General features: G+C 48.9%; 29 protein-coding genes. 15 read left to right on the top strand and 14 right to left on the bottom strand.

The genetic code is table 11. The features are described 5' to 3' along the window. The first annotated feature begins 179 nt into the window (after positions 1-179). On the top strand, positions 180-1,610 hold the full coding sequence (locus ABLV17_RS25010; protein WP_113373661.1) for a cytosine permease: 1,431 nt from the start codon (positions 180-182) through the stop codon (positions 1,608-1,610). 44 nt (positions 1,611-1,654) lie between these two features. On the opposite strand, the gene sapF is transcribed toward ABLV17_RS25010, so the two are convergent. From sapF to sapC, 3 genes are read right to left on the bottom strand one after another with little or no spacing between them, the layout of a single operon-like run. Beyond that, positions 1,655-2,464 (bottom strand): peptide ABC transporter ATP-binding protein SapF, encoded by an 810-nt coding sequence (gene sapF / locus ABLV17_RS25005; protein ID WP_047044986.1) that lies wholly within the window; start codon positions 2,462-2,464, stop codon positions 1,655-1,657. 1 nt (position 2,465) lies between these two features. Beyond that, the gene (gene sapD / locus ABLV17_RS25000) at positions 2,466-3,458 is read right to left on the bottom strand and encodes a putrescine export ABC transporter ATP-binding protein SapD (RefSeq protein WP_015366243.1); all 993 of its coding nucleotides are present in this window, start codon (positions 3,456-3,458) and stop codon (positions 2,466-2,468) included. Then, positions 3,458-4,348, bottom strand: coding sequence for a putrescine export ABC transporter permease SapC (sapC, locus tag ABLV17_RS24995; RefSeq protein ID WP_020078584.1), 891 nt, complete (start codon positions 4,346-4,348; stop codon positions 3,458-3,460). The genes sapD and sapC overlap by 1 nt, the downstream gene beginning before the upstream one ends. A gap of 146 nt (positions 4,349-4,494) precedes the next feature. Here sapC and ABLV17_RS24990 point away from each other — a divergent pair, with 146 nt between their 5' ends. Then, a complete protein-coding gene (locus tag ABLV17_RS24990) occupies positions 4,495-5,712 on the top strand; it encodes a site-specific integrase (RefSeq protein ID WP_047053504.1) in 1,218 nt (405 codons plus the stop codon). 220 nt (positions 5,713-5,932) lie between these two features. Here the strand turns inward: ABLV17_RS24990 and ABLV17_RS24985 are convergent, their stop codons facing one another. From ABLV17_RS24985 to ABLV17_RS24940, 10 genes are all read right to left on the bottom strand, one after another. Continuing rightward, positions 5,933-6,172, bottom strand: coding sequence for a DUF4060 family protein (locus ABLV17_RS24985; protein ID WP_072056188.1), 240 nt, complete (start codon positions 6,170-6,172; stop codon positions 5,933-5,935). A gap of 7 nt (positions 6,173-6,179) precedes the next feature. Continuing rightward, entirely contained in the window at positions 6,180-6,488 is a 309-nt protein-coding gene (locus ABLV17_RS24980; RefSeq protein ID WP_047053502.1) for a hypothetical protein, read from the bottom strand. Further along, positions 6,485-6,955, bottom strand: a complete 471-nt coding sequence (locus ABLV17_RS24975; RefSeq protein WP_080956931.1) for a hypothetical protein — start codon at positions 6,953-6,955, stop codon at positions 6,485-6,487. Before ABLV17_RS24975 ends, ABLV17_RS24980 begins: the two co-directional genes overlap by 4 nt. Before the next feature lie 7 nt (positions 6,956-6,962). Next, the gene (locus ABLV17_RS24970; RefSeq protein ID WP_047053500.1) at positions 6,963-7,316 is read right to left on the bottom strand and encodes a hypothetical protein; all 354 of its coding nucleotides are present in this window, start codon (positions 7,314-7,316) and stop codon (positions 6,963-6,965) included. 34 nt (positions 7,317-7,350) lie between these two features. Then, positions 7,351-8,439 carry a RecT family recombinase gene (locus ABLV17_RS24965; RefSeq protein WP_224108402.1) on the bottom strand — a complete coding sequence of 363 codons (1,089 nt, stop codon included), beginning with the start codon at positions 8,437-8,439 and terminating at the stop codon, positions 7,351-7,353. A gap of 11 nt (positions 8,440-8,450) precedes the next feature. Next, on the bottom strand, positions 8,451-11,546 hold the full coding sequence (locus ABLV17_RS24960; RefSeq protein WP_348854750.1) for a RecE family exodeoxyribonuclease: 3,096 nt from the start codon (positions 11,544-11,546) through the stop codon (positions 8,451-8,453). A gap of 138 nt (positions 11,547-11,684) precedes the next feature. After that, complete coding sequence (locus tag ABLV17_RS24955; protein ID WP_012967861.1) at positions 11,685-11,840, bottom strand: YdaE family protein; 156 nt, start codon at positions 11,838-11,840, stop codon at positions 11,685-11,687. Between the two features lie 8 nt (positions 11,841-11,848). Continuing rightward, positions 11,849-12,040, bottom strand: a complete 192-nt coding sequence (locus tag ABLV17_RS24950; RefSeq protein ID WP_004179600.1) for a YebW family protein — start codon at positions 12,038-12,040, stop codon at positions 11,849-11,851. Positions 12,041-12,991: 951 nt separating this feature from the next. Further along, positions 12,992-14,599, bottom strand: a complete 1,608-nt coding sequence (locus ABLV17_RS24945; protein ID WP_224108404.1) for an SIR2 family protein — start codon at positions 14,597-14,599, stop codon at positions 12,992-12,994. Between the two features lie 189 nt (positions 14,600-14,788). Then, complete coding sequence (locus ABLV17_RS24940; protein WP_224108405.1) at positions 14,789-15,184, bottom strand: helix-turn-helix transcriptional regulator; 396 nt, start codon at positions 15,182-15,184, stop codon at positions 14,789-14,791. A gap of 104 nt (positions 15,185-15,288) precedes the next feature. Between ABLV17_RS24940 and ABLV17_RS24935 the strand changes: the two genes are divergently transcribed. The 10 genes from ABLV17_RS24935 to ABLV17_RS24890 all read left to right on the top strand — a co-directional run bounded on the left by ABLV17_RS24935 (position 15,289) and on the right by ABLV17_RS24890 (position 20,538). Further along, positions 15,289-15,516, top strand: coding sequence for a YdaS family helix-turn-helix protein (locus tag ABLV17_RS24935; RefSeq protein WP_224108406.1), 228 nt, complete (start codon positions 15,289-15,291; stop codon positions 15,514-15,516). Between the two features lie 2 nt (positions 15,517-15,518). Further along, a complete protein-coding gene (locus ABLV17_RS24930) occupies positions 15,519-16,055 on the top strand; it encodes a toxin YdaT domain-containing protein (RefSeq protein WP_113373668.1) in 537 nt (178 codons plus the stop codon). 348 nt (positions 16,056-16,403) lie between these two features. After that, entirely contained in the window at positions 16,404-17,324 is a 921-nt protein-coding gene (locus tag ABLV17_RS24925; RefSeq protein ID WP_048228860.1) for a replication protein, read from the top strand. Then, positions 17,321-18,064 (top strand): replication protein P, encoded by a 744-nt coding sequence (locus tag ABLV17_RS24920; RefSeq protein ID WP_224108407.1) that lies wholly within the window; start codon positions 17,321-17,323, stop codon positions 18,062-18,064. Before ABLV17_RS24925 ends, ABLV17_RS24920 begins: the two co-directional genes overlap by 4 nt. Further along, the gene (locus ABLV17_RS24915) at positions 18,057-18,392 is read left to right on the top strand and encodes a DUF977 family protein (protein WP_048228858.1); all 336 of its coding nucleotides are present in this window, start codon (positions 18,057-18,059) and stop codon (positions 18,390-18,392) included. The genes ABLV17_RS24920 and ABLV17_RS24915 overlap by 8 nt, the downstream gene beginning before the upstream one ends. Then, positions 18,385-19,170 carry a hypothetical protein gene (locus tag ABLV17_RS24910; protein ID WP_048228857.1) on the top strand — a complete coding sequence of 262 codons (786 nt, stop codon included), beginning with the start codon at positions 18,385-18,387 and terminating at the stop codon, positions 19,168-19,170. The genes ABLV17_RS24915 and ABLV17_RS24910 overlap by 8 nt, the downstream gene beginning before the upstream one ends. Continuing rightward, the gene (locus tag ABLV17_RS24905; protein ID WP_020804603.1) at positions 19,167-19,370 is read left to right on the top strand and encodes a hypothetical protein; all 204 of its coding nucleotides are present in this window, start codon (positions 19,167-19,169) and stop codon (positions 19,368-19,370) included. Before ABLV17_RS24910 ends, ABLV17_RS24905 begins: the two co-directional genes overlap by 4 nt. Continuing rightward, positions 19,363-19,620 (top strand): hypothetical protein, encoded by a 258-nt coding sequence (locus ABLV17_RS24900; protein WP_048228856.1) that lies wholly within the window; start codon positions 19,363-19,365, stop codon positions 19,618-19,620. The genes ABLV17_RS24905 and ABLV17_RS24900 overlap by 8 nt, the downstream gene beginning before the upstream one ends. A gap of 194 nt (positions 19,621-19,814) precedes the next feature. After that, a complete protein-coding gene (locus ABLV17_RS24895) occupies positions 19,815-19,937 on the top strand; it encodes a hypothetical protein (RefSeq protein ID WP_263432338.1) in 123 nt (40 codons plus the stop codon). Positions 19,938-20,154: 217 nt separating this feature from the next. Next, positions 20,155-20,538, top strand: coding sequence for a hypothetical protein (locus ABLV17_RS24890; RefSeq protein WP_048228855.1), 384 nt, complete (start codon positions 20,155-20,157; stop codon positions 20,536-20,538). Positions 20,539-20,579: 41 nt separating this feature from the next. Here the strand turns inward: ABLV17_RS24890 and ABLV17_RS24885 are convergent, their stop codons facing one another. After that, positions 20,580-21,317, bottom strand: a complete 738-nt coding sequence (locus ABLV17_RS24885; protein WP_080968052.1) for a colicin Z C-terminal domain-related protein — start codon at positions 21,315-21,317, stop codon at positions 20,580-20,582. Positions 21,318-21,639: 322 nt separating this feature from the next. On the opposite strand from ABLV17_RS24885, the gene ABLV17_RS24880 reads away from it, so the two are divergent. Genes ABLV17_RS24880 through ABLV17_RS24870 form a run of 3 tightly spaced genes read left to right on the top strand, consistent with a single transcriptional unit; the run spans position 21,640 to position 22,724 of the window. Then, positions 21,640-21,888, top strand: a complete 249-nt coding sequence (locus ABLV17_RS24880; protein ID WP_072060198.1) for a hypothetical protein — start codon at positions 21,640-21,642, stop codon at positions 21,886-21,888. Positions 21,889-21,922: 34 nt separating this feature from the next. Next, positions 21,923-22,519 carry a DUF1367 family protein gene (locus ABLV17_RS24875; RefSeq protein WP_224108408.1) on the top strand — a complete coding sequence of 199 codons (597 nt, stop codon included), beginning with the start codon at positions 21,923-21,925 and terminating at the stop codon, positions 22,517-22,519. A 4-nt stretch (positions 22,520-22,523) separates the two neighbouring features. Then, positions 22,524-22,724: a hypothetical protein gene (locus ABLV17_RS24870; protein WP_049056602.1), complete on the top strand. Its 201-nt coding sequence runs from the start codon at positions 22,524-22,526 to the stop codon at positions 22,722-22,724. Positions 22,725-22,726: the final 2 nt, after the last annotated feature.

Here is a 22,726-nt window from a genome sequence, read left to right as displayed (position 1 = left end):
GCGCTGCCTGCGCAGGCGTTAATCAACGTTATTGTTATGGTTTTGTTACTTTTTGCAATACAAAGAATTTACATATTCATCACAAAAATAGGATGCGTGCGGTGCGGGTAGTTGTCAATGCTTGTATATACAGGATCGGTCAGATGGGGAGTCAATGAAATAATAATAGCGAGGTACCTATGTCTTCTTTTTCGTCTACAGACGGGCAACCAAAAAGTAATGAGGCAGGATTAAAGGAAACGCGGTCGATTGATTACATTCCCGAACGCGAGAGGCATGGGCATCCGTTTAGCCAGTTTACTCTGTGGTTTGGCGGCAACCTGCAAATTACCGCTATTGTCACCGGCGCTTTAGCCGTGGTGCTGGGCGGCGACGTGGTGTGGTCGCTGATAGGCCTTCTTCTTGGACAGGTGTTGGGGGCGGCGGTGATGTCGCTGCATGCCCTGCAGGGACCACGGCTGGGTTTGCCGCAGATGATAATCAGCCGCGCCCAGTTTGGCGTCTTTGGCGCGGTAGTGCCGCTGGTACTGGTCTGCGTCATGTATGTTGGCTTCTCCGCCAGCGGTACCGTACTGGCCGGGCAGGCGATGGCAAAACTGTTAAGTATCAGCAACGTTGCCGGCATGCTGCTATTCAGCGCGATTATTATTGTTATTGCGGTACTGGGTTATAAGGTGATTCATAAGCTGGGTAAACTGGCGAGCATTATCGGCATTCTGGCTTTTGTTTATATGTTCGTTACGCTACTGATGTCGGCGGATCTCACGGCCCTGGCGCAAAATAACCATTTCTCCCTGCCGATGTTCCTGCTGGCCGTGTCGCTGTCATCGTCGTGGCAAATCGCGTTCTGCCCGTATGTGTCCGACTATTCGCGCTACCTGCCACGCAATGTATCGGCAACGAAAACGTTCTGCTCGGTATTTTTCGGTACCGTATTAGGAACCCAGACATCCATGACGCTAGGGGTATTTACTGCCGCGATTGCCGGCAGCGCTTTCCCCGGTCATGAAGTGAGTTATCTGGTGGGATTGGGTAAAAGCCAGGTGATGGCGATGGTCATCTACTTTGCTATTTGCTTTGGCAAAATCACCTTCACGACGCTTAACGCCTACGGCAGTTTTATGTCTCTGACCACCATTGTTTCCGGTTTCCGTCGCCAGACGGCATTGTCGCAGAAATGCCGTGTCGCTTTCGTCGTCCTGATGGTCGCGGCTTCGTGTATTATCGCGCTGCTCAGTGAGCCAGCTTTCTTAAAACACTTCACCCATTTCCTGTTATTCCTGCTGGCTTTTTTCGTTCCCTGGAGCGCCATCAGTCTGACCGATTACTACATTATCTCTAAAGGCGCGGTCGATATTCCGGCGCTTAGCGACCCGCATCAGCGCTATGGTTTCTGGAATCTGTATGCCATTACCATTTATATCATTGGCGTGCTTATTCAACTGCCGTTTATTGAGAACCCGCTGTTCCATGGTTCGCTGACGTGGATATTCGCCGGCAATGATGTGTCATGGATTATCGGCTGGGTAGGTACAGGATGGTTGTATTTTGCGCTGCGCCGCTTTGACCGCCGACCATTACCGGCGCAGAGCGTGTTCCCGCAGTCATAAAGGGCAGGGGCGGCTATTATGCCGCCCCTGAAGGAAAGTTAACGCTATTTGCCATCTTTTCGCCAGGCGTCGGCAGTCAGCGCTTCGCCAAAATGGCCGGCGATCAGCCGCTTGGTCAGATCATGCAGAGGCGAGGCCAGTACATCAGCAGTGCTTCCGCGCTCAACCACTTCGCCCTCATGCATCACCAGCACCTGATCGCTGATGTGCTTCATCATCCCCAGATGCTGAGTTACGTAGATGTAGGATATTCCCTGTTTTTCCTGTAGTTCCAGCATCAGGTTGATTAGCTGCGAGCGCATTGACATATCCAACGAGGCCAGCGCCTCATCGCAGATAATCACTTTCGGACGCAGGATCAAGGCACGAGCAAGACCCAGGCGTTGTTTTTGCCCCGGCGCCAGCATATGCGGATAGTAGCTGACGTGGTCAGGTAGCAGACCCACCATGCGCATCGTCTCGATAATCTGCTTTTCCCGGGCTTCTGGTTCAAGATCGGTATTGAGGCGCAGCGGGAAATCGAGGATCTGCGAAATACGCTGACGCGGGTTAAGCGAGGTCGAGGGATCCTGAAAAATCATACGAATACGCTGGCTGCGGAATGAGTAGTCGCCAAACTCCAGCGGATGGTCGTCAATCAACAGTTCACCGGTGGTTGGCTCAACCATCCCGGCCAGCATTTTGGCCAGCGTTGATTTACCGGAGCCGTTTTCACCAATAATTGCCAGCGTCTGACGCTCGCGTAGGGTAAAGCTCAGCGGCTTCACCGCCTCTACCGTCTGACGGTGGAACCAGCCGGTACGATAGCGAAAGGTCTTACTCAGATTGCGAACTTCCAGCAATGTTTCGACCATTTCACTCTTTCTCCATGTTCAGCGGGAAATGACAGGCGTACAGATGATTACGCGCGCCGGTCAAACGCGGCGTGACGATACACTCGCGTTGCGCATAGGGACAGCGCGGCCCCAGCCGACAGCCGATCGGCAGTTGTTCCAACAGCGGAATGGCGCCGGGCAGGGTATTCAGCCTGCTTTTATGCGGCATTGAGCTGCCGAAGTCCGGGATCGCGCGAATCAGCGCCTGCGTGTAGGGGTGATGAGGAATGGTCACCAGCTCTTCGCTCGGCGCGGTTTCCACCGTCTGCCCGCAATACATGACGTTAATTTTATCCGCCCATTTGCTGAGCATCTGCATATCGTGACTGATCAGCAAAATAGTGGTGTTGTTGTTCTGGTTGAGCCGGGTCAGCAGGCGAATAATCTGCGCCTGAGTAGTCGGTTCCATGGCATTAGTGGGTTCATCAGCAATCAGCAAGCGCGGCTGGTTGGCAAGCGCGATGGCGATCATAACCTTCTGACATTCGCCGTCGGTCAGTTCGTAGGGGAAGCTGCGCATAATATCTTTGTGATCTTTAATCCCCACCCGGTGCAGCAGTTCGATGGCGCGGCGCTTGCGCCAGCCAAAGCGTTGCCACCAGTGGCCTTTAAAGGTCCAGCCGGGGATATTTTGCATCAACTGCAGCCCAATACGCTCGGAAGGATCGAGACAGGATTGCGGCTCCTGGAAGATCATCGATACGTTGTGACCAATCAGTTTGCGGCGCTCGCGGTTAGACAGGCGCAGCAGATCGATATCATCAAAACGCATACGGTCGGCGGTGACCCGCCAGTTATCTTTAGTGACGCCGCAAATCGCCTTGGCGATTAAGCTTTTGCCGGAACCTGATTCCCCCACCAGACCACGGACTTCACCTTCAGCCAGCGTCAGGCTGACCCTATCGACGGCCTTTACCCAGCCTTCGTTGGTTTTAAACTCAATGGTGAGATTACGTATATCCAGTAACGGCATTATTGGACCCCGGCAATAATTGCGCGGCGAATACCGTCGCCCAGCAGATTAATGAGCAGTACGCTTATCATAATGGCCGCCCCCGGCAACATTACCGTCCAGGGAGCGACGTAAATCAGTTCCAGCGCGTCGCCGAGCATGGCGCCCCATTCCGGAGAGGGTAGCTGAGCGCCGAGGTCGAGAAAACCGAGCGCGGCAATGTCGAGGATCGCCATCGACAGCGCGCGGGTAATTTCGGTGACCAGTCCTGCGGTAATATTAGGCAGAACCGCAAACCAGAGAATATTGAGCGTGGAAGCGCCGTCGAGGCGGGCGGCAATCACGTACTCTTTTTCCAGTTCATCGTGCACCATGCTGTAGACCGAACGCACCATGCGCGGCAGCAGCGCCAGCCAGACGGCAAACATCGCATGGCTCAGATGCGGCCCGGCAAAAGCGACGACGATAATCGCCAGCAGCAGCGACGGAATCGACAGCAGGGTGTCGAGAATGTGGTTCATTATCGCTGAACGCAAACCGTGGGTGGAACCGGCAATCACGCCAAGCACCAGGCCGAACAGCGCGGCGCCGAGCGTTACCACAAAGGCGCCGCCGACGGTCGGCGCCGCGCCGCTGAGCAGACGACTTAGCACATCGCGACCAAGATCGTCGGTACCGAGGAAGAACGACACTTCGCCATAGCGCGACCACGAAGGCGGCAGTAGCTGGTAACCGAGGAACTGCTGATCGATGCCATAAGGCGCGAACCAGCCGCCGAATACGCACAACAGCACCAGCGCGCCGCAGCCGTATAAACCAATCATCGCGGTGGTATCGCCGTAGAATTTACGCCATACGGTGCGCAATGCGCCGGGCGGGCGCTTTTCGAGATAGACGCTATCGTAGGGCATATGAATCCGTTTTAAGTTTGTTAGTCATGCTTAATTTCTTTTCAAGAATCCCGCTATTATCAACGCCTTGCCAGTATGTAACGCTTTATTTTTGTGTGTTCTTCATAGATTTGAAGGTTATCAATTTACGCATAATGTGTACACTGATGTGTATATCTTCTTCCGGAGTGTACACATTGCTTACCGACACAAAATTAAGAAAAGCTCTTGGCAAAAAAAGAGACCAAATCGAGGTCATTTCAGACGCACATGGTCTGAATGTCAGGTTGTCTACATCCGGCAGTATAACATTCTTTTACCGCTACAGATGGAACGGGAAAGCCGCTCAACTAACGATTGGTGATTATCCAACCACCTCATTAGCTCATGCGCGAGAACGTAGGCAGCAGTTCAGGGCTTGGCTAGCGGAAGGGCTTGATCCTAGACGGCAAGTAGTACTCGAGAAACAGAAAAAAGTAGAAGCGCTTACAGTGAAAGAAGCATTCGATTACTGGGAGAAGTACTACTGCATCCCTGAAGGTCTGGTAAAAATCAAAGTTAACCGCCGCGACTTCAATAATCATATAGCCCCAGTGCTCGGAAATATGATTGTAGATCAGACAACTAAAGCTCACTGGCTAAATCTTTTTGACGGTATGGGGCGAAGAGTGGTTACAGGGCAAATGCTCGGTTTGATGCAGCGCACATTTCGTTTCTGTTCCAACCGTGGGGTAATTAACGTGAACCCTATTGAAAGCCTTAGACGATCAGATGTAGGGCTCACAGCAGCTGTAAAAGATCGCAGGTTAAGTGATGATGAAATCATTACAGTTTGGAATGCCCTGCCTGAGATGAAATATAGGCAGCAATTGATAATGAAGTTTCTCATTATGACTGGCTGTCGAAGTACAGAGATCAGAACAGCAAAATGGGAATGGTTTGATTTCAAGGAACAAACATGGACTATCCCGGCAAGTGACTATAAAACTGGGAAGTCGGTGAGAAGGGCGCTTCCTGAGGCTGTAATACAGATGATGGTAGCTGAAAAAGAAACATCAGTTTCAAAACATGTTGTGACGTTGTCACGATACAGGGGGCCAGAAGATGACAGGCCGCCACTTCAACCAAACGTGGCTCTGTTCTCTGCGCAGATAATTGCAAAAACAGGGATGAAACCTTGGTCGCTTCATGATTTGAGAAGAACAGTGGCGACGCGCCTTTCTGAATTAGGTGCGCCACCACATGTTGTGGAAAAACTACTAGGGCATCATATGTCTGGAGTCATGGCGCGGTATAACCTCCACGATTATTTGGATGATCAGCGTCATTGGCTTGCTGTTTGGCAACGTCATCTTGAGAAGTTGATTGGCCAGCCTCTGGTTTGATACCCATGTTGTCTTCCCAAGCAAGAAGGTCTGACAAACGCCATCTTTTAGGACTGCCATTTATTTTTGGCTTCGGAAACGGCTGAGAAAAGTACGATGGCATCCGGGATGGTGTGCTCCAGAAATACAGTGTGCTGCGCGAAATTTTGTATCTGGACAGAATGTCACTGGTTATCAATATTTCATCTTGGAAATGAGATGCGTTATTCATAAAAGCCCCTTAGTTACATTGTCCAGGAAGATGCTGCAGCCTACGGGCGCAGCTCATGGCCGTCGCCACATAACTGCATTTTCTGTTTACAACTTCTACAGTGATCTTTGAGCCTTGAACCACCACCGTATAAGTTCTCTTCGTTTTCTGTCGCCCGTAGGCGCCATAAAGCTCAACATGTTTTGCCAGTGCGGCATCACAAGCCTGGCGGCCCAGCGGTGATTGCTTGCTTCGGTTTATCAGTCGCATATCCACCTCACACAAATACATCAACTGGATCGCCAGCTGCGCGCGCGTTGTCGTTCGCCTCCCGACGGAGGCCGAGAACATAGCCAACGGGATCCCAACTGGACAGAATTGCATTGAGCTCTTTCTGGCTGTGCCAGGTTGTCAGGCGTTTTTTAAGCTCGGTGGCGCAGGCGCGCAAGTTCTCCCGAGTAGGGCCGGCCATCTTCATGCACAAGCACAAAGTCAGAAGCAGATCCGAATATTCGTCGGCGGCCGCGCGCAATGCCGCAGGGTCGATGCTGGCTTCCAGCTCAGGTAATCGATGTTTAAGACTCATGCTGCACCGCCTTTGACGCGGGAGATGGTGTTATCAGCCTTCTGCACTTCCGGATGCTCGTCATAATCCGGAAGATAGCGGCGAGCGACAGCAGCTAGGGAAACCAGCGCCGCCAGAAGCTCGTCGCGCTGCCCGGCGACTTTCGCATGCTCAAGCGCTGCGTTTTCCAGCAGGGCCTTGTGCTTCTTGTAAGCCTCATATGCGTGCCAGGACTGGCCTTTGCTCACGCTGGTGGTAATGTCCGCTACCTGTTCAGGCGTCAGCGTGGTCAGTGGTTGCGCAGGGTAAATCAGAACCTGCCCGGCGTCCCAGTCGAATCCAGCCTGAATTGACTCTACTTCAACGGATGGCGACGCGCCGATGCTGCCAGGCGAGAGTATGAAGATGGTGATCTCCGGGTCGCGACGCTGCGTAGTTGGGTTTGACCAGATGCGGGCTACCAGCTCAGTGAATTTGGAGAATTTCATTCCGCGCTCAGTCATTCCAGGCCTCCAGTTCGTTCTCTATTTCGTCGTCGATTTCGTCGTTGGTGGCTTCTTCATTCAGGTAGTCGCGCGCTTCTTTGAGATAATGCTCTCGACGCCCGTCGTACCATGCTGAGAACTCTGGCGACCAGCAATTCCTGTCACCCACATGAGCGAAAAAATCGTGCATTGCGTTGTTGTAGGCCAAGTTTTCAACCATGCAATACGCCGTAGTCAGTGCCGCCTCACGGATGTAACCGCGGAGATCGCGCTTGTGCCAGTAGGGGCTATATTTCGAATCGCAGCGCCCTTTGAATTCAACTTTCCAGCGGCGTATGCATCGTGCGTTAAGTGATTTGCTCATATCGTTATCGGGAGGGCTAACCCTCCCGCCTCCCTTAGCCCAGGTATTCCGGTTTCATGTCGTCCAGGGTGATACGGAACTGGTCATACAGTTCATCACCGAGGTGGCGGCGCGATGAGGTCAGGGTGCCTTCTGCCTTCGCGAATAACGCTTCGGCTTCCGGATCCCCTGGGTTAGGAAGTGAATTTATGGCAGCCTCAACCTTGTTCTTCGCATCAACAAGGTAGTAGCGCTTCACCGCCTTATTCTTCAGCTCGGTATAAAGAGCAGTACCCAGCAGAGCTTTCTGTGATTCGATGTCTGCGCGAATGGCTTTGGCCTGATCCACTGAGTCAGCTGTATCAATTCGGTCGCGGAGTCCATCGGCAACTGCGTCGACGTTAGATGCAGACTCTTGCGTGCTGGTGGAAGCGCCAACGGAGTTTGTTATCTCATTCAGCGTGACTTTTTCTGTTTGCGCTGGGTTGATAACCTTTTCTTCGCGTTCGTCAATTTCGTCGGCGGTATATACCCCGAGGATTACATCTGGACAATACAGCCTCGCCCAACGTTTAACGGCAAGATAGGCCAACTGCTGGCGTGGGTCGCTCGCCCACAGTGTAGAATTGCGTACTTGTGCCTGAGAAAGCATCAGCACAAGCTCACGAGGTTCTGATTCTCCTTTGAGCGTTGCCCAGGCGCGGACGCCCACGCCAGCTTCATCTTTCAAATCCCAGCCCGGCGCGATGTAGTCGTTACCTTTGCCGCTGGTTTTTTTAATGAAGCGGCCAACGATATTTTCCCATGCACCAAACCATTCAAAATGGATCCGGTCTTTGGTTGGGGCCATGGTGTTAATTACCGCATTCACCAGTTGTGCCTCATAGCCAAGCACACCTGAGTTACCCACGATGAAGGTTTTCTGTGCCACTGCAAACGGATCCATACCCCAACGCGCTGCTTGCATCACTACAGCCATGCACGCATCTGGTTTACCGCGGTAATGTTCAGGGACGAAATTTCCACTGTTGGCCATTACTTCAGAAAGCGTGCGCAGGCGGTTGAACAATTCACCATTCGTCAGAATAGAAACGTTGTCGATCTTCTGGGTCTGGTTTTCAGTAGTTGCGACTAAATTGGACATTGTTATTCCCCTTATGCCTGTACGCGCAGCGCTTCGAGACGGCGCACATCAAAATCGTTAAGTTCTTCGGCGTAGTCTTCAGTGATTGGCGCCGGCCATTCGCCAGTGTCGAAACCGTTCGCGATGGCGCGCATTGCTTTGCGGTATTCCAGCATGCCGAGTTCCAGTAGTTCTTCTGATGCCTCGATAATGGCGATCCAGTGGTAGTTCTCGTCTTTGTTGACGAAAATCCAGAAGAACTGATCCAGAGCCGCGGTTTCGCAGTACATGGCTGCGCTGAGGTGGTAATCGCGCTCAATGATTTCCCTGTGCAACTTCGCGCGCAGCCCTTCCTGCTTGATGTTCCACATGCTGATGGTCTTCAGGTCCGCACCAATGCGCAGGCCGCTCATGTCTATCTCAAGGTCAGGGCGTACGCGAACTTCCAGCCCGGTTTCCTCATCAATACCGAAATAGCTCACCTCAACGGCGCGGCTCGGATGCTGGAGCAGCTTGCCGGCGGTGGGGTGATTCAAAAGTGCTTTCTGAATGTCCAGCGCAGTGCTCATCTGCTGGCGGGTAACCAGTATTTTTCCTTCCGGGTTTTCGCGCCATGCATCCAGCAGTTCGTCGGCAAACACGGCATCCGGTTTAACCGATTTCACAGCCTGAATCAGATCCGCTTTAGTGCCTGATACTTTCAGCGGCTGCGCCTTCTGGGCCTCCTGAGCTACCATGTCAGGGTTGATAATCGCCAGTTGTTCTAACAGGGCATCCCGGCTGCCGCTGGTTCTCACTAGGGCGGGCAGAGTGGCGTTATATTCTTTGATGCATGCCTTCATTTTGGCCGCGGTAACTTTCTGACCATCTTCGACGCGCTGAAATTCAGCGGGTAAGGCCATGTAGTTTTCACCTGTTTGGGTAACGTCATCACCCAAAGGAACCGGTTGAGGCAGTGTGGCGTTGTGTGCCTCCAGCAACGCCTTGATGTTGTCAGCACTCAACAGCGACGGAAGCCCGGCGTTGTACTCGTCGATAAACGCGCGGATCGTCGCAGTCGTGGTGAAGGCGCCTTCAGGGATTTCCGGCTCGATGCTGAATTCTTTTTCCAGCTGTTCAGGCTGCAGCGCCAGCGCATGCACCAAATTGCCCATATCCAGAACAGGAGATCGCGTTTTTTCAATGACTTTCGAGACGTGACGCTTTTCGAAATACATCAGAGATATACGGGCATCTTTAACCTGAGTAGAACTGATGCCGTTCGCCGCGTGGTAAATCTCGTTCGGAACACTTTCATATCGACCGGGCTCGAAGAATTCAGGCCATTTTGTTGCTTCAGGCTCTGGCTCATGCTCTTCTTCTGCAGTTGCTGATTGCTGGTCCTTCAATACTGCCGCGGTAAGGTCAGGGCAGCGCTCAGCAAGAATGTCGCGCATGTTCACGGCATCTGCTTGCGGAGCAGTTGCATCAGTGCCTTCGCTTGCTGATACCGCATTATCATTTTCGTCTTCGACTGGCTGAGCCGTTTCCATCTGCACATCGCTAGTGGTTTCCCCGGAATTAGCTGGATGTAATTTTTCTTCTGCAGCGCGCTGGCGCGCCTGGTCCACAATAGAAAGTGCTGAAGCTGGTGCTGGCTGGCTATCCATCAGACCATCAATCGAAAAAACACCATTGCCCATGTTTGAAACTACAGGCTGTTTGGGTTTAGTCAGGTCTTCCGTTACCCAGTTCGGTGCATCCGGATCGCTTACCCCTTCGATATATTCACCGCGCTCAGCTGCGAGAATCTTATCCACGGCAGACCGTTCTTTTTGGGCTTCCTCCACCAGTTGAGCGCCAACAACCTGATATTCGGTTGAGAGGTTTTCCAGCTCCGGTTTGTTTTCCTCGCCATCAATAGCTTTCTTCACGGTGTTAAGAACAACGGCGGCAGATGAGACATGCCCTGCTTTCTCAAGCGTTTCAGCAGAGGGCGTTTCATGCTTATGCTCTGTCAGGTTCGCATTGATATAGGTCTGCAGACTTACCGGGAAATGATGAATATCGCTGGTGGCGTCACGAATGAGGGCAAAAATGGCAGCGCGTGAATAATCCAGGATGCCTGCGGTTTTACGCAGCACAGCAGACCATTCTTTGAATGGGCTTTCTTTTTTCTGGACGATTTCTTTAGCCCGGCGATGAATGGATGCCGGGAAATTGTAGATATCGAAATCCATCGGCATTGTGGCCAGCGCAATCTCAACATCAAGCGTATCTAGCGTATGTGTGTAGTCAGGATTGCGATCGGTTTTATTACCGCCGCCAGCATTCGTTCCTGCATCAGTTTTCATAACCGAAGAAATGCAGTTACCGGCAGCCCATTCCCTGGTGAGAATGCCGCGGTCGATCGCGTTCGTGGCGAACCACAGTTTTGCAAACTGGATACGTTTACCGAGCTCATGCCGTTTCCCTTCCGGGAAGACTTTTTTATTGGCGCTGGTGAATTTCCAGAGCGCCGGCATATCGTATTTTTTGATTTCAGGGATATTCTCGGCGGCCAGAATCAGATCCTGGACGGCTGCGTTATCAGTGTCCATTTCAAGAACTGACAGCTCCTGCCGGTGAGGCATGCTGATATGATAAACGTGACGTTCTTCGGCCATGTACTGCGCCAGCAGCTGAGCGCGAAAGGGGAGTTCTGCCACGTTAAATAGCGCGCTCGAATCGCCCTGGTATTCATCGCTACCGAAAGTTTCCACGGTCTCACCTTGTGCCGCGTCACCAGTAGTATTGGCATCAACCAGCTCGCCACTAACGGGCTCAGCAGATACTCCGGCATCATCGATGTGATGATCCGCAGGCGCCTGACCTGGCTTCAGAGCCCAGGTGCGGCCATCGTTGCCGAGCTGGTAGCGTTCGCACCATGAGTAATCGAGAACACCTTCCGCCGGCAGGTCATTGAATACCGGGAAATCGGTACGAATTGGTTTTTGATAGTCTTTGCCGCGGCCTGTTTCGATCCCAGCGTCTTCCAGATCGACGTCGAGCTGCAGTAGGGCGCGAGCTTCTGATTTATTAGTGCGCCAGATTACGGCATCAGCTTTACCCGATTTTTGAGTCGCTTTTATCAGATAAAAATATTCCATGTGATAGCCTCTATTTTGGATGTAGAATCCCCCGGGCCATTGGTAGCGCCCATTCAGGGTGGTCATTGGTTATTGGTAATTTCCGGTGGAACTTTGGTCGGTGTCACCGGACGTACAGCCCGCTTCGGCGGGTTTACGTTAGCTCTCGTGCGCCATCTGGTCGTAAGAGGCGCAGCGTTCAGAGCAGTACTCTTTTTCTTTCCGTGCGAGCTGGTTTCCCTGGAGATATAACAGGGTGCTTACTACTGGTTTTCCCTCGATTGCTTTACGGCAGTAACCGCATTTCTTCTGCATTCCTCCCCCTACATTTGCACCGTGAACCCGGCTGGATGCTCGTCCAGTACACCTTTCAGCGGATAACATTCAGCTTTCACGTGTTGCTCTTCTGCAGCTGCCTTGCAGTCATTCTCAGTGTCGTAAACCCCGAGCAGGACATCCTGATTACCGCCCGTCAGCATGCTGACGGTGAGAACCAGGGCAAACATCGTGCTCATGAAGGGTCTCCTTTTTGCGCGAGCATGTAGCACACCCGGCGGATGAAAGCTGACAGCGGACTTAAACGAACAGCCTGCTGACGAGCGGGTTTGCGTGCGAAATCAATCATAGAAATAACTCCCTCAGTGCGCTGATAAGCGCTATCCAGATGAAGAGTCCAATTACTGCCGAAATGACCAGGGCTCTGATGCCGCGCTTGCTCATTTCAACCTCTGCCTTGTCGCCGGCCAGCGGAACGTTTAAACCTACTGCGCGTTGATCTCTCCACCTCATCCGGTGTTTCGTATGCCGCCGGCAGCTACTTCGTGGGCTCCATGCCTGGGTGGTTTTTTTCGATGGAATAATTAAACACAATGTTTACTCAGTAGTCAACTAAATGAGTTGTTTTAAGTAAACAAAAAGTTTACACGCAATTGATTTAAGAGGTGGGTTGACTGTTTTTAATGCTGTTATTGGTTTAAAAATCATCAGCCAGAATGGTTGTGGAGCGAGATGAGTTGGATAGAGTTCGAGCTTTCATCGCTGACAGGATTGGATGTACTCAACTGCGCACCTTAGACAACGTCATTCCAAGGGAGCGCCAAAGGATGTATAGGAAAGGGAATCAGAGGGGATGGTATACTTATATTGGCTACGCCTGTGGTGAATCCATGTTCTGCTTGTAGTCATGAACGGTTGTTACATGATTGCTAGTAAAAAGCACGGCTTAAAGAGGAAGAATGATCGCAACGATGTTGAGGTTTACAACATTTGCATTAAAATACATGAAGCATAATTCTATGAATAATATGGGTTTTACAATTACAAGACTTTTATAATGTCCAATATATTGAATAGGTAATCTGCAAAGCTAGAGGTGTGCACACGGTTTCTCTCACCATAGAGAAACCATTCCGCCACCATGCGGAAGGCGAAAGGCCCCGAACAAAACTACTATTCGGGGATTTTATTCAGAGAGGTTTCTTAATATCACCATTTATAAGCAAATCGTAGGCTAAGAACAATTTCCTATAAACAGTCTTTAAGTTTTCATTATCACATGATATAAATTGTAAAAATATATCTTCTTTTACATAGACAGATAATTCACGCACATCTATGTGTCTAATATTTTTTATAACGACAACTGGTTCTTTTCGCTTGCTAAATCCTGCGTTTTTTATCTCTGTAATTGTGGTAAAGATTCGTTCTGCATTTGCTTTATCTAATGTTATAGAGTTAATTATATTATCCAAGTTACCATGACGCTCGATTCTTTGATTAAGTCGAGTTAATGCTTTTTGCTGCAAATTTAAATCACGGAAGTTGCAACTGGATATAATCTTTGAAAACGGTAATCTTATTGTATTTTTTGCATCAATGATAAACTCAATTGCTAACTTGTTGGATATTTCATTTTTCTCAAACAAATAGTCCTCTAGATAATTAAGTTCTTTTATTTGAGTGAAAACGTATTTTTTATCACCTAAAGCTACAACCAGGTTTTTTCCCTGTTTAACGCTTTCTTCAAGTTTATCTAAGTCTGATGGAGATACTAGTAATGTGTCGAGATTGCCTTTTTCGCCTTCATTAACAATAAGTGTCTTAATTGCTCTCTGATATCGTAAAACATCATAAGGAGACAATCCTTCATCAACAGTGCTTATCTCATCATAAATCTGTTTGTAATTGTCTGTTTCAACAGAGGTGTAAGTAACCTGAAGTTGCTGATCAGTGATTTGCTTTATGATTACTTGCTCTTCATTTGATTTGTGTTGAATAAGAATTATTCTTTCAGCTGATTTCCTTCCATCTTCTTTTGGTAATTGTGATGAGAAGTCTGACAATAGTTTTTTCACATTTCTATCTGTTAACGAATACCCTATAAAGAGAATTGGATTTTTAATCATATTCGATAGTATTTTTGCACTTATGAGAATTGCACTATCATCATATTTCTCATAGTCCTCAGCGCTAATTACAATTGATTTCGGTTCCTTGATATCTCCATGTATCTTGTATAACTCACACCATCCGATGGTGTCTTCGAAGAAACCATTATTTCCAATATATAGTTTAGGGGTGACGCCTTGATCATTAAGCAGATGCTCTATAAAGGCATCATAATTAGTAGTAATGATCATTTTTGCTTTTTTTAATAGTGCTTTGAAAGAGTTTAATTCATCTAGGTCTACATCATCCTTAAGCGTAGGAGAAGAGAACCGTTGACATATTGAGTATTTGAAAGGTGAAATGTTTTCACTAAACACACGTTTTGCGTCTAGCCCTTCAAGTTTAATTGCGTTGCCAGTAAAAAGCTTGTTAAAGTCATTCTCTATTTTAGTTGCTGCTTCGGTGTATATTTTATGATCTAAATCAGAATCATCGCCAATGCTGGCTCGAAATTTCTCTTTTATTGTCAGAAGATAATTATAGAAATCTATTTCAGGATTTATTTTTTGCCAATACTCATTTAGTAAATCTTCCCAAGTAGGGTAATTTTTTAGATATCTTTTAGATATACCTGAACCAATGAATACGATAGGGTAGCTTTTGAATTCAAAAAGTTGGTTTGGCATATCAAAATCCTTCTAGTTAAACGAAGCATATTGTGTGTTTTATATCAGTTAAGACAAACATACCGTATTTATAGGGTTGAAAAGTAAAAATAACCGTCTTGCCTATATGTTTGTATCATGCTGCCGAACAACCAAAATACCTCATCAGCCCACTATTGAGTACGAATGCTGTCTATACCTCTGAGGCGGTTACTCAGCATCACCCTTAATCCGCCGCCCCATGTACTTGGCGTACAGCTCATCGAGCTCATTCAGCCGAAGAGATATGATCCGCTGCATGTTCTGTTGTTCTTCTTCGTTTGGCAGTTGGTTGTAAAGTTCAAGCAACCTTCGCTCGTCAGGTCTCAATCCGTCTTTAGAGCCCACATCTTGGCCTAAAACCCATTCAAGGCTGACGCCAAGCGCATCCGCGAGCTTTATCGCAGAGCTTTTTCCTATTGCGCCCCGCACAAACCAGTTGTTAACAGACTGCGCGCTCACACCACAGATCCTCGCGATATCAGCTTTTGATATGCGCTTCTTCTCAATGATTTCGTTAAGCCGCTGAACCTGCGGGTTATCTGCTTGGTGCGTATTTTTTCTCATATATCACGATTTTAAACTAAATGTTTACGCTCACAACATTCATAAAGTTGACATTGAAATAAACATAATGTTTAATTTGATTCGTAAACTATAAGGAGTCACTTATGAATGCATTAGAGAAAGCCATAAAAAATGCCGGTAACGCAACAAAGCTTGCTGAAAAATTGGACGTCTCATCAATGACAATTAGTCATTGGAAAAAACGTTGTCGGGGGCTTGTGCCTCAGGGACGCATTTCCTCTATTTTTCAGGCTACAGGCATTACACCTCACGAACTTCGCCCTGATCTTTATCCAAATCCAACAGACGGCCTACCGAAAGAGGAAGGCTGACCATGCAAATACTCTCCTTTCAACAAAATACCGGATTCAAGACCGGCACTTTGATAAAGCGAAATCAGCTGAGAGAGTCAGATCACGACGCTATTCGCTCCGCCGTTCGCGCCTGGGCTGCAGCTGAAGGGCAGGATGTTGTGTCGGCACACATCATCGATGAGTGGCGACAGCAGGGCGGCGAGGAGATCGCGTTTCCTGATGATATCAGCCGTGCCCGCCAGAAGCTTTTTCGCTACCTGGACAACCCGGCCGAGTCTGAGCGCTATCGCGAGTATGTTCGCCTTCTTACACCGGCGATCATGGCCGTTCTTCCGCTGGAATACCGCCACCGCCTATTGCCCGAAGAGAGTTTTATGTCCCGACTGGCTCGTCTGGAGAAAGAAACCAGCGAAGCGAAGGTTGCCGTTGCTATGGGGGCACCACGCCATCAGAAGCTGAAAGAGCTGAGTGAGGGCATTGTCGAGATGTTCCGGGTTGACCCAGAGCTAACGGGGCCGCTAATGGCAATCGTCACCTCAATGCTCGGCACGTTGTAGCTGGAGGTTTACGTGAACCATATCGAATTCATTGAGAAAAACGTCCGCGAAGAGCTTATCCGGCAGGGATTTACCCAGTCAGTGGCTCAGGGGGGCATTTCAGGCTGTCGATATGTACAAGCGCATGTCACAGGCCAGTCGTAAGGGAGGCATTTTTGATGATGTTATGCGCCACGCCAGGCTGTGGGCTGAGAAGCAAACCAGCGCTGCAGAAAAGCGAGAAGCAAAGAAATCAATCCGTAAGGGGAATAGCCAGGTTGGGTTGTTCTGAGTGGGTGAAGACTGTTGTGCGCCAACACAGCCAGTCTTCGGGATGTGAAAAAAGGGCTCTTAGTTCACGGAGTGAGTATGTCAAATACCGCTGAAGTTATCAATTTTCCGATTAAAACCGAGCGTTCGGGAGGTCAAATGGCCGACCTGGCTAACGGGTATACCAAGATCGCAAACGAGATACAGAAGCTCAAGCCACGTCTGCGGATGTCTGGTCGTGAGTGGCAGTGTCTTGAGGCTGTTATCTGGCTTACCTATGGATGGAACAAGAAGCAGGACCGAGTAACAAACACGGTGATTGCTGAGCTTACAGACCTCGGAGAGTCGCATATTTCCGACACAATCAAATCTCTCGCGGAGCGGAAAATTATCTTCGCTCATAAGCAGGGAGTGATGAAAATTGTCGGTATAAATACTGAGCTATCTGAGTGGATTTTAGACAAGCCGAAAACGGGAAAACTCTTCCCGGAATCGGGAAAAGTGTTACCGAAAACGGGAAAACTCTTCCCGGAAACGGGAGACACCCAATACAAGAACAAGAACAATAGTAAAAGATCTTCTTCGTCTCGGAATTCTAAAGAATCCCGAAACGAGGAAACTTTGAAGTTTCTCTCTCGTCATCCAGAAGCGTCCGATGGGATTTATACCCCTGCGGGAAAATCCTGGGGAACAGCTGACGACCTCAAAGCCGCGCGATGGATTTTCGATAAAGCCCTCACCGTGAATGCCTCACTCTCAGAACCGAACTGGGTTGAATGGGCAAACACCATCCGTCTGATGCGCATGCAGGACAAGCGCAGCCATTACGAAATCTGCGAATTGTTCAAGTGGGCCAACGAAGACAGCTTCTGGCAGAACAACATTCTGAGCCCCACCAGCCTGCGAAAACAGTGGGATAAGCTCACGACTAAACGTCAGCGCAACCCAAACCCACAACACGCGAAATCCTGTGCAGCTGCGCTGGACAATACCGACTGGATCAAGGGGGTACTTGAATGAAATCTCTCGCAGAAAGCATGCATAACTTTGACCGGAAGAACTTCCAGCGTATCGCAGCCGGCATGTCTGAAATGCAGGATGCGCATAGCTTTGCACATCAGGCGACAAAAACGGCTGAGATATTCAACGAGCTGTTTCGCCAGCTGCTCGCCGTATTCCCGGCACTGGCCAGCAAGTCTGCAGAAGACCTCAACGAGATGCGCCGGCAATGGCTTCTTGCGTTCAAAGAGAACGGGATCACCACCATGGAGCAGATTAACGCCGGAATGCGTGTTGCCCGCAAACAGGAAAAACCGTTCATGCCGTCGCCGGGACAATTCGTCGCCTGGTGCCGTTCAGTACAGGCTGTTTCTGCTGGACTGCCAGATGCGAATGAACTGGTTGATATGGTCTACCAGTATTGCCGAACTCGCGGACAGTACCCCGACGCAGAGTCATATCCTTGGCCTGAGCACAAAGTCATCCCGGCCACGCTGAAGCACAAAGCCTGCTACTGGATGGTCACGGGACTGTACACCGATATGCGCGCAAATGGCCTCAGCGATTCAGAACTGCGTCGTAAAGCATCGGATGAACTGTTGCGTATGGTTCGTCGCTTGAACGCCGGAGAAACGCTTCCAGAACCGGTTAAGCAGATCCCAAAACTCGGCGGACGTCCGTTAAGCAACGAGCAGGGGTTAAACAAAATTGCTGAGATTCGCGCGAAGTTCGGTTTGGGAAGAGGGCGGAATCATGGCTAGAGCATTTTCAACTGCTGAGCGCCGGGAGTATGTCCGCGCAGTGATTCGTCTCACGAAACATAAGGGGCGACTGACGACCAGCGAAGCAATGAAAAAACTGGGGTTAAGCCGCGATACCGTTCTGAAGTATTTCCGTGATGCGGAAGCCACTGGCGAAGTTGTTCGGCATGGCCGATCCGGTTTATTCCGCGATCAGCGCGCCATCATCGATTTTGACATGAAACGATTTGGTCTGGTGCCGAAAGCAGTTGTTGGGATGAATTACAGCCTGCTTGGCAGTCCTGTTTTTCAGCGAGTTTTAGATGTTCAGGAGGCTATTCATGGCTAAGAATTCTATCGATGTATACGGTGCCAGCGGCAAAACAAACGTGCTCAACTTCGAGCCTGAAAACCTGCACCTGGTCACCGATAAGGCCCACCCACTTTACGATGAGCGTATTCACCTTCCTATCAGCGAGGCAATGGTGCTGAACATCATGGACCAGGGAGTACTGGAACCAATCATTGTCTGGAAAGACCCTGAGAGCGGGTTGTCCTGTGTGGTTGATGGTCGCCAGCGTGTGCGCCATACACTGGAAGCCAACAAGCGTCTGTCGAATGAGGGCAAAGAACCGTTACAGGTTCCGGCAGTCACTAAACGTGGCTCTGCTATCCGCATGGCGCAGGCGATGGTAAGCGCTAACGAAATCCGCCAGGCAGATACGCCGCTGGGCCGCGCAAAAAAAATGGCTGATGCGCTGGAACGTGGACACGATGAACAAGACCTCTCTCAGATGTTTGGCTGTAGCGTCCAGACCGTACGCGCAACGCTGTCACTGCTGGATGCTACTCAGGCTGTTCGCGATGCAGTGGAGTCTGGAACTGTCACCGTTACTCAGGCGCGTCAGCTGGTATCGCTTAAACCAGAAGAGCAGCGGGAGAAGGTCGCTCAAATCGAAGCGGCAACTGCTGGCACAACCGGCCATGAAAAAGCCCGGCGTCAGCGCGCTGTGCTTGGCGAAACTAAGTCACGTCTCAAATCACGCAAAGAAATCACAAAAGCCCTCGAAGGTGCCAGCGGTGAATACGCGGCGGCTCTGCGCTGGGTGCTTGGGGAGGCTGTATGACAATCGTAAAAACCCATACCGGCACCGTGATCACCAAAGACGGTCCGAAGGTAAAAAAACTGCACCAGACAGAGCGGATGTGGGTCGTCGGCAAAAACGAGTTTTACCACAAAGAAACCGGGCGCCGTCACTTTGCAGAAAATACGCGCCGCCGGTTGTTGTTGGAAACGATTGAGGCGATAGGTGGTTCACATGACTGAACACGTCGAAAAATACACAAACAAGGCTATAGAAATCATTGCCGACTATATCCAGCGCACTAACAAGAAAAACGAGCAGTTGCAGGAAGCGAAGGTGCGCTTGGATAAAAAAATCGCTCTGTTCGCAGACGATGAGAACTGCAACACAAACAGGCTGATGGCCGTATTTTTACCAGCAATGACCAGCCATACCCGAGATGGCTTTTTCGAAGAGATAGCCAGAGCCTTAGATAGGCTAGAGTCGGTGTGAAACAAACCACCGTATGGGGGGGAGGATGTTATAAACTATCAAGGAATGGTCGTCATGATACTCAACCTTTCCCTTCTAAATCCCAGCTAGTACAAGGCGTAGTTTAATACTAATTGAAATATTACAATGCCGTTCAGAGAGTCGCATACTGCGAAAGTCCATAATCGATACAGGTATTGAACGGAGAAGAATTGATGACTGACAACGTTCTGACTGATGAAGAATTGAATGCTATCATCGCAAAATTACAAGCACACTATGCAACAATGTCTGAATTTGGCTTGAAGAAAAAACCGAAGAGGCTAGTCAGTTACTAAGGGGGTTATGTGAATTGAGGCAGCACAGACTATTGGCTTTGCTGTGATCATTTGTATAGCGTAATAAGAGAGCATCAGTTTCCCTGCTATGAAGATGAGTATTTCTTAGGTTCAGGGCTCTTTCAAAGTTAGCAAATGCTCTTTTTTGCTGTATATTAATATAAAAACGGAAGTAAGTGAGCGAATTTTTATAACTCGATAGCATATGGAGATAGTGATGAAGAAAAAGATTGGAAACATATTACCTGTATTGCTGGCAGCGGTATTCATCGCCTCATGTAGCGTTCATGCTAAAAACAGAGAACTCAGTTTCAGTGCAGGGGATGAAACCTTCACATTGAAAAAAGATTGTATTGATGATGTTTCATTTAAAGATGCATCCTCTCCCAGCGTTTTTATAAAAGTCAAAAAGAGTGAAGTCTGCTCTCAAAAATTCGACAAGCTTATCTCTGATAATATAGGAAAAAATCTAGTCGTCACTTTCAATAGTCAGGCTCTCCTGAATGCTAAAATTGCATCACAGATAAAAACAGAAGACGGATTTAATCTTTCCGTACCTAATAAAGATACGGCTCATAGTATTTATGGGGTTTATGAATAACATAAATGGGCACCTTGTAAAAGGCGCCCTGTATTTACTAGTTAATATTGAATGCTAATATTTTGCCCGATCGTATGGCTCTTAAAACGAATACGATCAGTTCCTGCACCATTATTATCTGTTACTTGATATGAACCAGGGCCTAAAGTATTAATCGTAACCATACCATTTGTGCCGGCATACTCAATTTGTATAGAAAAAGTTGATGGAGCTTCAGACACAGTATCAAAATTGATTGTATATACGTCAACACCAACATGCGAAGCTAAATCAACCCATGGACCCCAAGTGAGCGGAGGTGCCCATGCTTGTGTGGAGGCGCCATGATTCTGACCACCGGGTGTTCCACGAGCTTTAGAACGATTAGCGAAAGCAAATAATTGATGAAAACTATCGAAACTGATGGATAAACCATCGGTAAGAATTAAGCGCGGCTGTTGATTATGATACTTTTTCGCTAAAACAGTAATACGTTCTTCAACCTGCCCGATGGGGATATAGTTCGTTACTAATCGATATCCATTGGCAGGTGTACCATTTTCCACTACGACTTTGGTGTCAACTGGTAATGAATCAACGTCTGGTCTGATTTCACTTTTCTTCCTTTCAGAGATATCTACTGGCCACCCGTCTGGGGTAATAGCGACTGGGAAATTGACTCCTCCTTTAATGTGACCAGTCACAGGTACGTGTGGGGCATTCGAACCACCTGGAATAGATAAGTCTTGTCCAAAACTGGGTGATGCAGTGCCTTTTACAACCATGGTTTCATCAGCCATGATAATTCCTCTTTGACGTTTAAAGTTGTAAATAAAATACTGTATAAATAACCAGTATTTCTACTGTATTGTTGTTGATAATCATTGTCAACAAGTCTGGAGTTTTTTTTAGGTTGGAACAGTCATTAGCCTGTTATGCGCATCATTCAGACATTTGACCTTAAGGTTGAACAATATTATTTTTGAGTGTACTGTTTGTATATACAGTACTTTTGGGGGTGTTAATGTACACCGAACTGAAAATGAATAAGTGGATAAAGTCATCTACAGTTGCGGAACTGGCGTTATGTGAGTACGTCTGCAGGTCACTCAGGGAGGGAACGTGACGATTTGTTTTGAAACTCCTAATGATCAGGCTTGGTACGATGTAGTAAGGCGGACTGATGGGGTCGTTATATGTAGCTTTCCTTCAACGGGAAGGCATCTCGTTTATAGGTCCGATGGTATTATCTCCATGCGCCCATTATTGCCAGAAGAAGAAATATTTACCTTAAATGGATTTATGAGGTTTGCTGAACGACTCGGCTATCGTGTTATTCCACCTTCTGATAATATGAAATCAACGGCCTGAACAACCGTTACCTACTGCGCCACGGAGAAAAACCATGGCGCAATTGCACTTAATAAAACATTCTCAAGGTATCCTGATCCCCGCAACGCCGGAGACCAGCGATTTTCTTCAAACAAAATGCAAGCTCGGTGCCGTCCTGGAGGCCGAATATAAGCTTGTCCGCAACCCGGCGTTTCACCGCCGATATTTCGCCTTACTCAATCTGGGCTTTGAATACTGGGAGCCTACTGGCGGCGCAATCTCTTCGAACGAGCGCAGGCTAATTCTCGGTTATTCCAAATTCCTTGCATCCCATGGTGGCAATGAATCGGTATTCCAGGATATCGCCGAGCAATATCTTGACCGCGTCGCAGAAAAACGAGCCGGAAGCATCAGTATCTGCAAATCCTTTGACGCCTATCGCTCATGGGTAATCGTGGAAGCCGGCCATTACGATGCGCTTCAGCTGCCAGATGGCACTCTGAAAAAGCACCCACGCAGCATTTCTTTCGCGAGTATGGACGAAACCGAATTCCACCAGCTTTACCAGTCCTCACTGGATGTGCTCTGGCGGTGGATTCTGTCCCATAAATTCGCCAGTCGTGAAGCTGCTGAAAATGCAGCGTCTCAATTGCTCAGCTTTGCGGGGTGAATCGATGAAATATTCATGGTTTCACCATCACGACTGCACGACCGAGCAGGCCGATGAACTGATAGATAATTACCGCAAACGCGGGGTAAAGGTCGAACGTAGTTTAAACCAGGACTTTACGACCTGGACCGTCAGCGCTCAGCTGGTGGAAGACAAGAATCCACCGCGCCCTGATTCCCGCTGGCGCAACCGGATGTGGGGTTGAAT

Origin of the sequence: Klebsiella sp. CN_Kp091, assembly GCF_040065095.1 — a bacterium.
Classification (GTDB): domain Bacteria; phylum Pseudomonadota; class Gammaproteobacteria; order Enterobacterales; family Enterobacteriaceae; genus Klebsiella; species Klebsiella aerogenes.
Note: the sequence above shows the minus strand (reverse complement) of the source record. Positions and strands in the feature narration are given on the sequence as shown.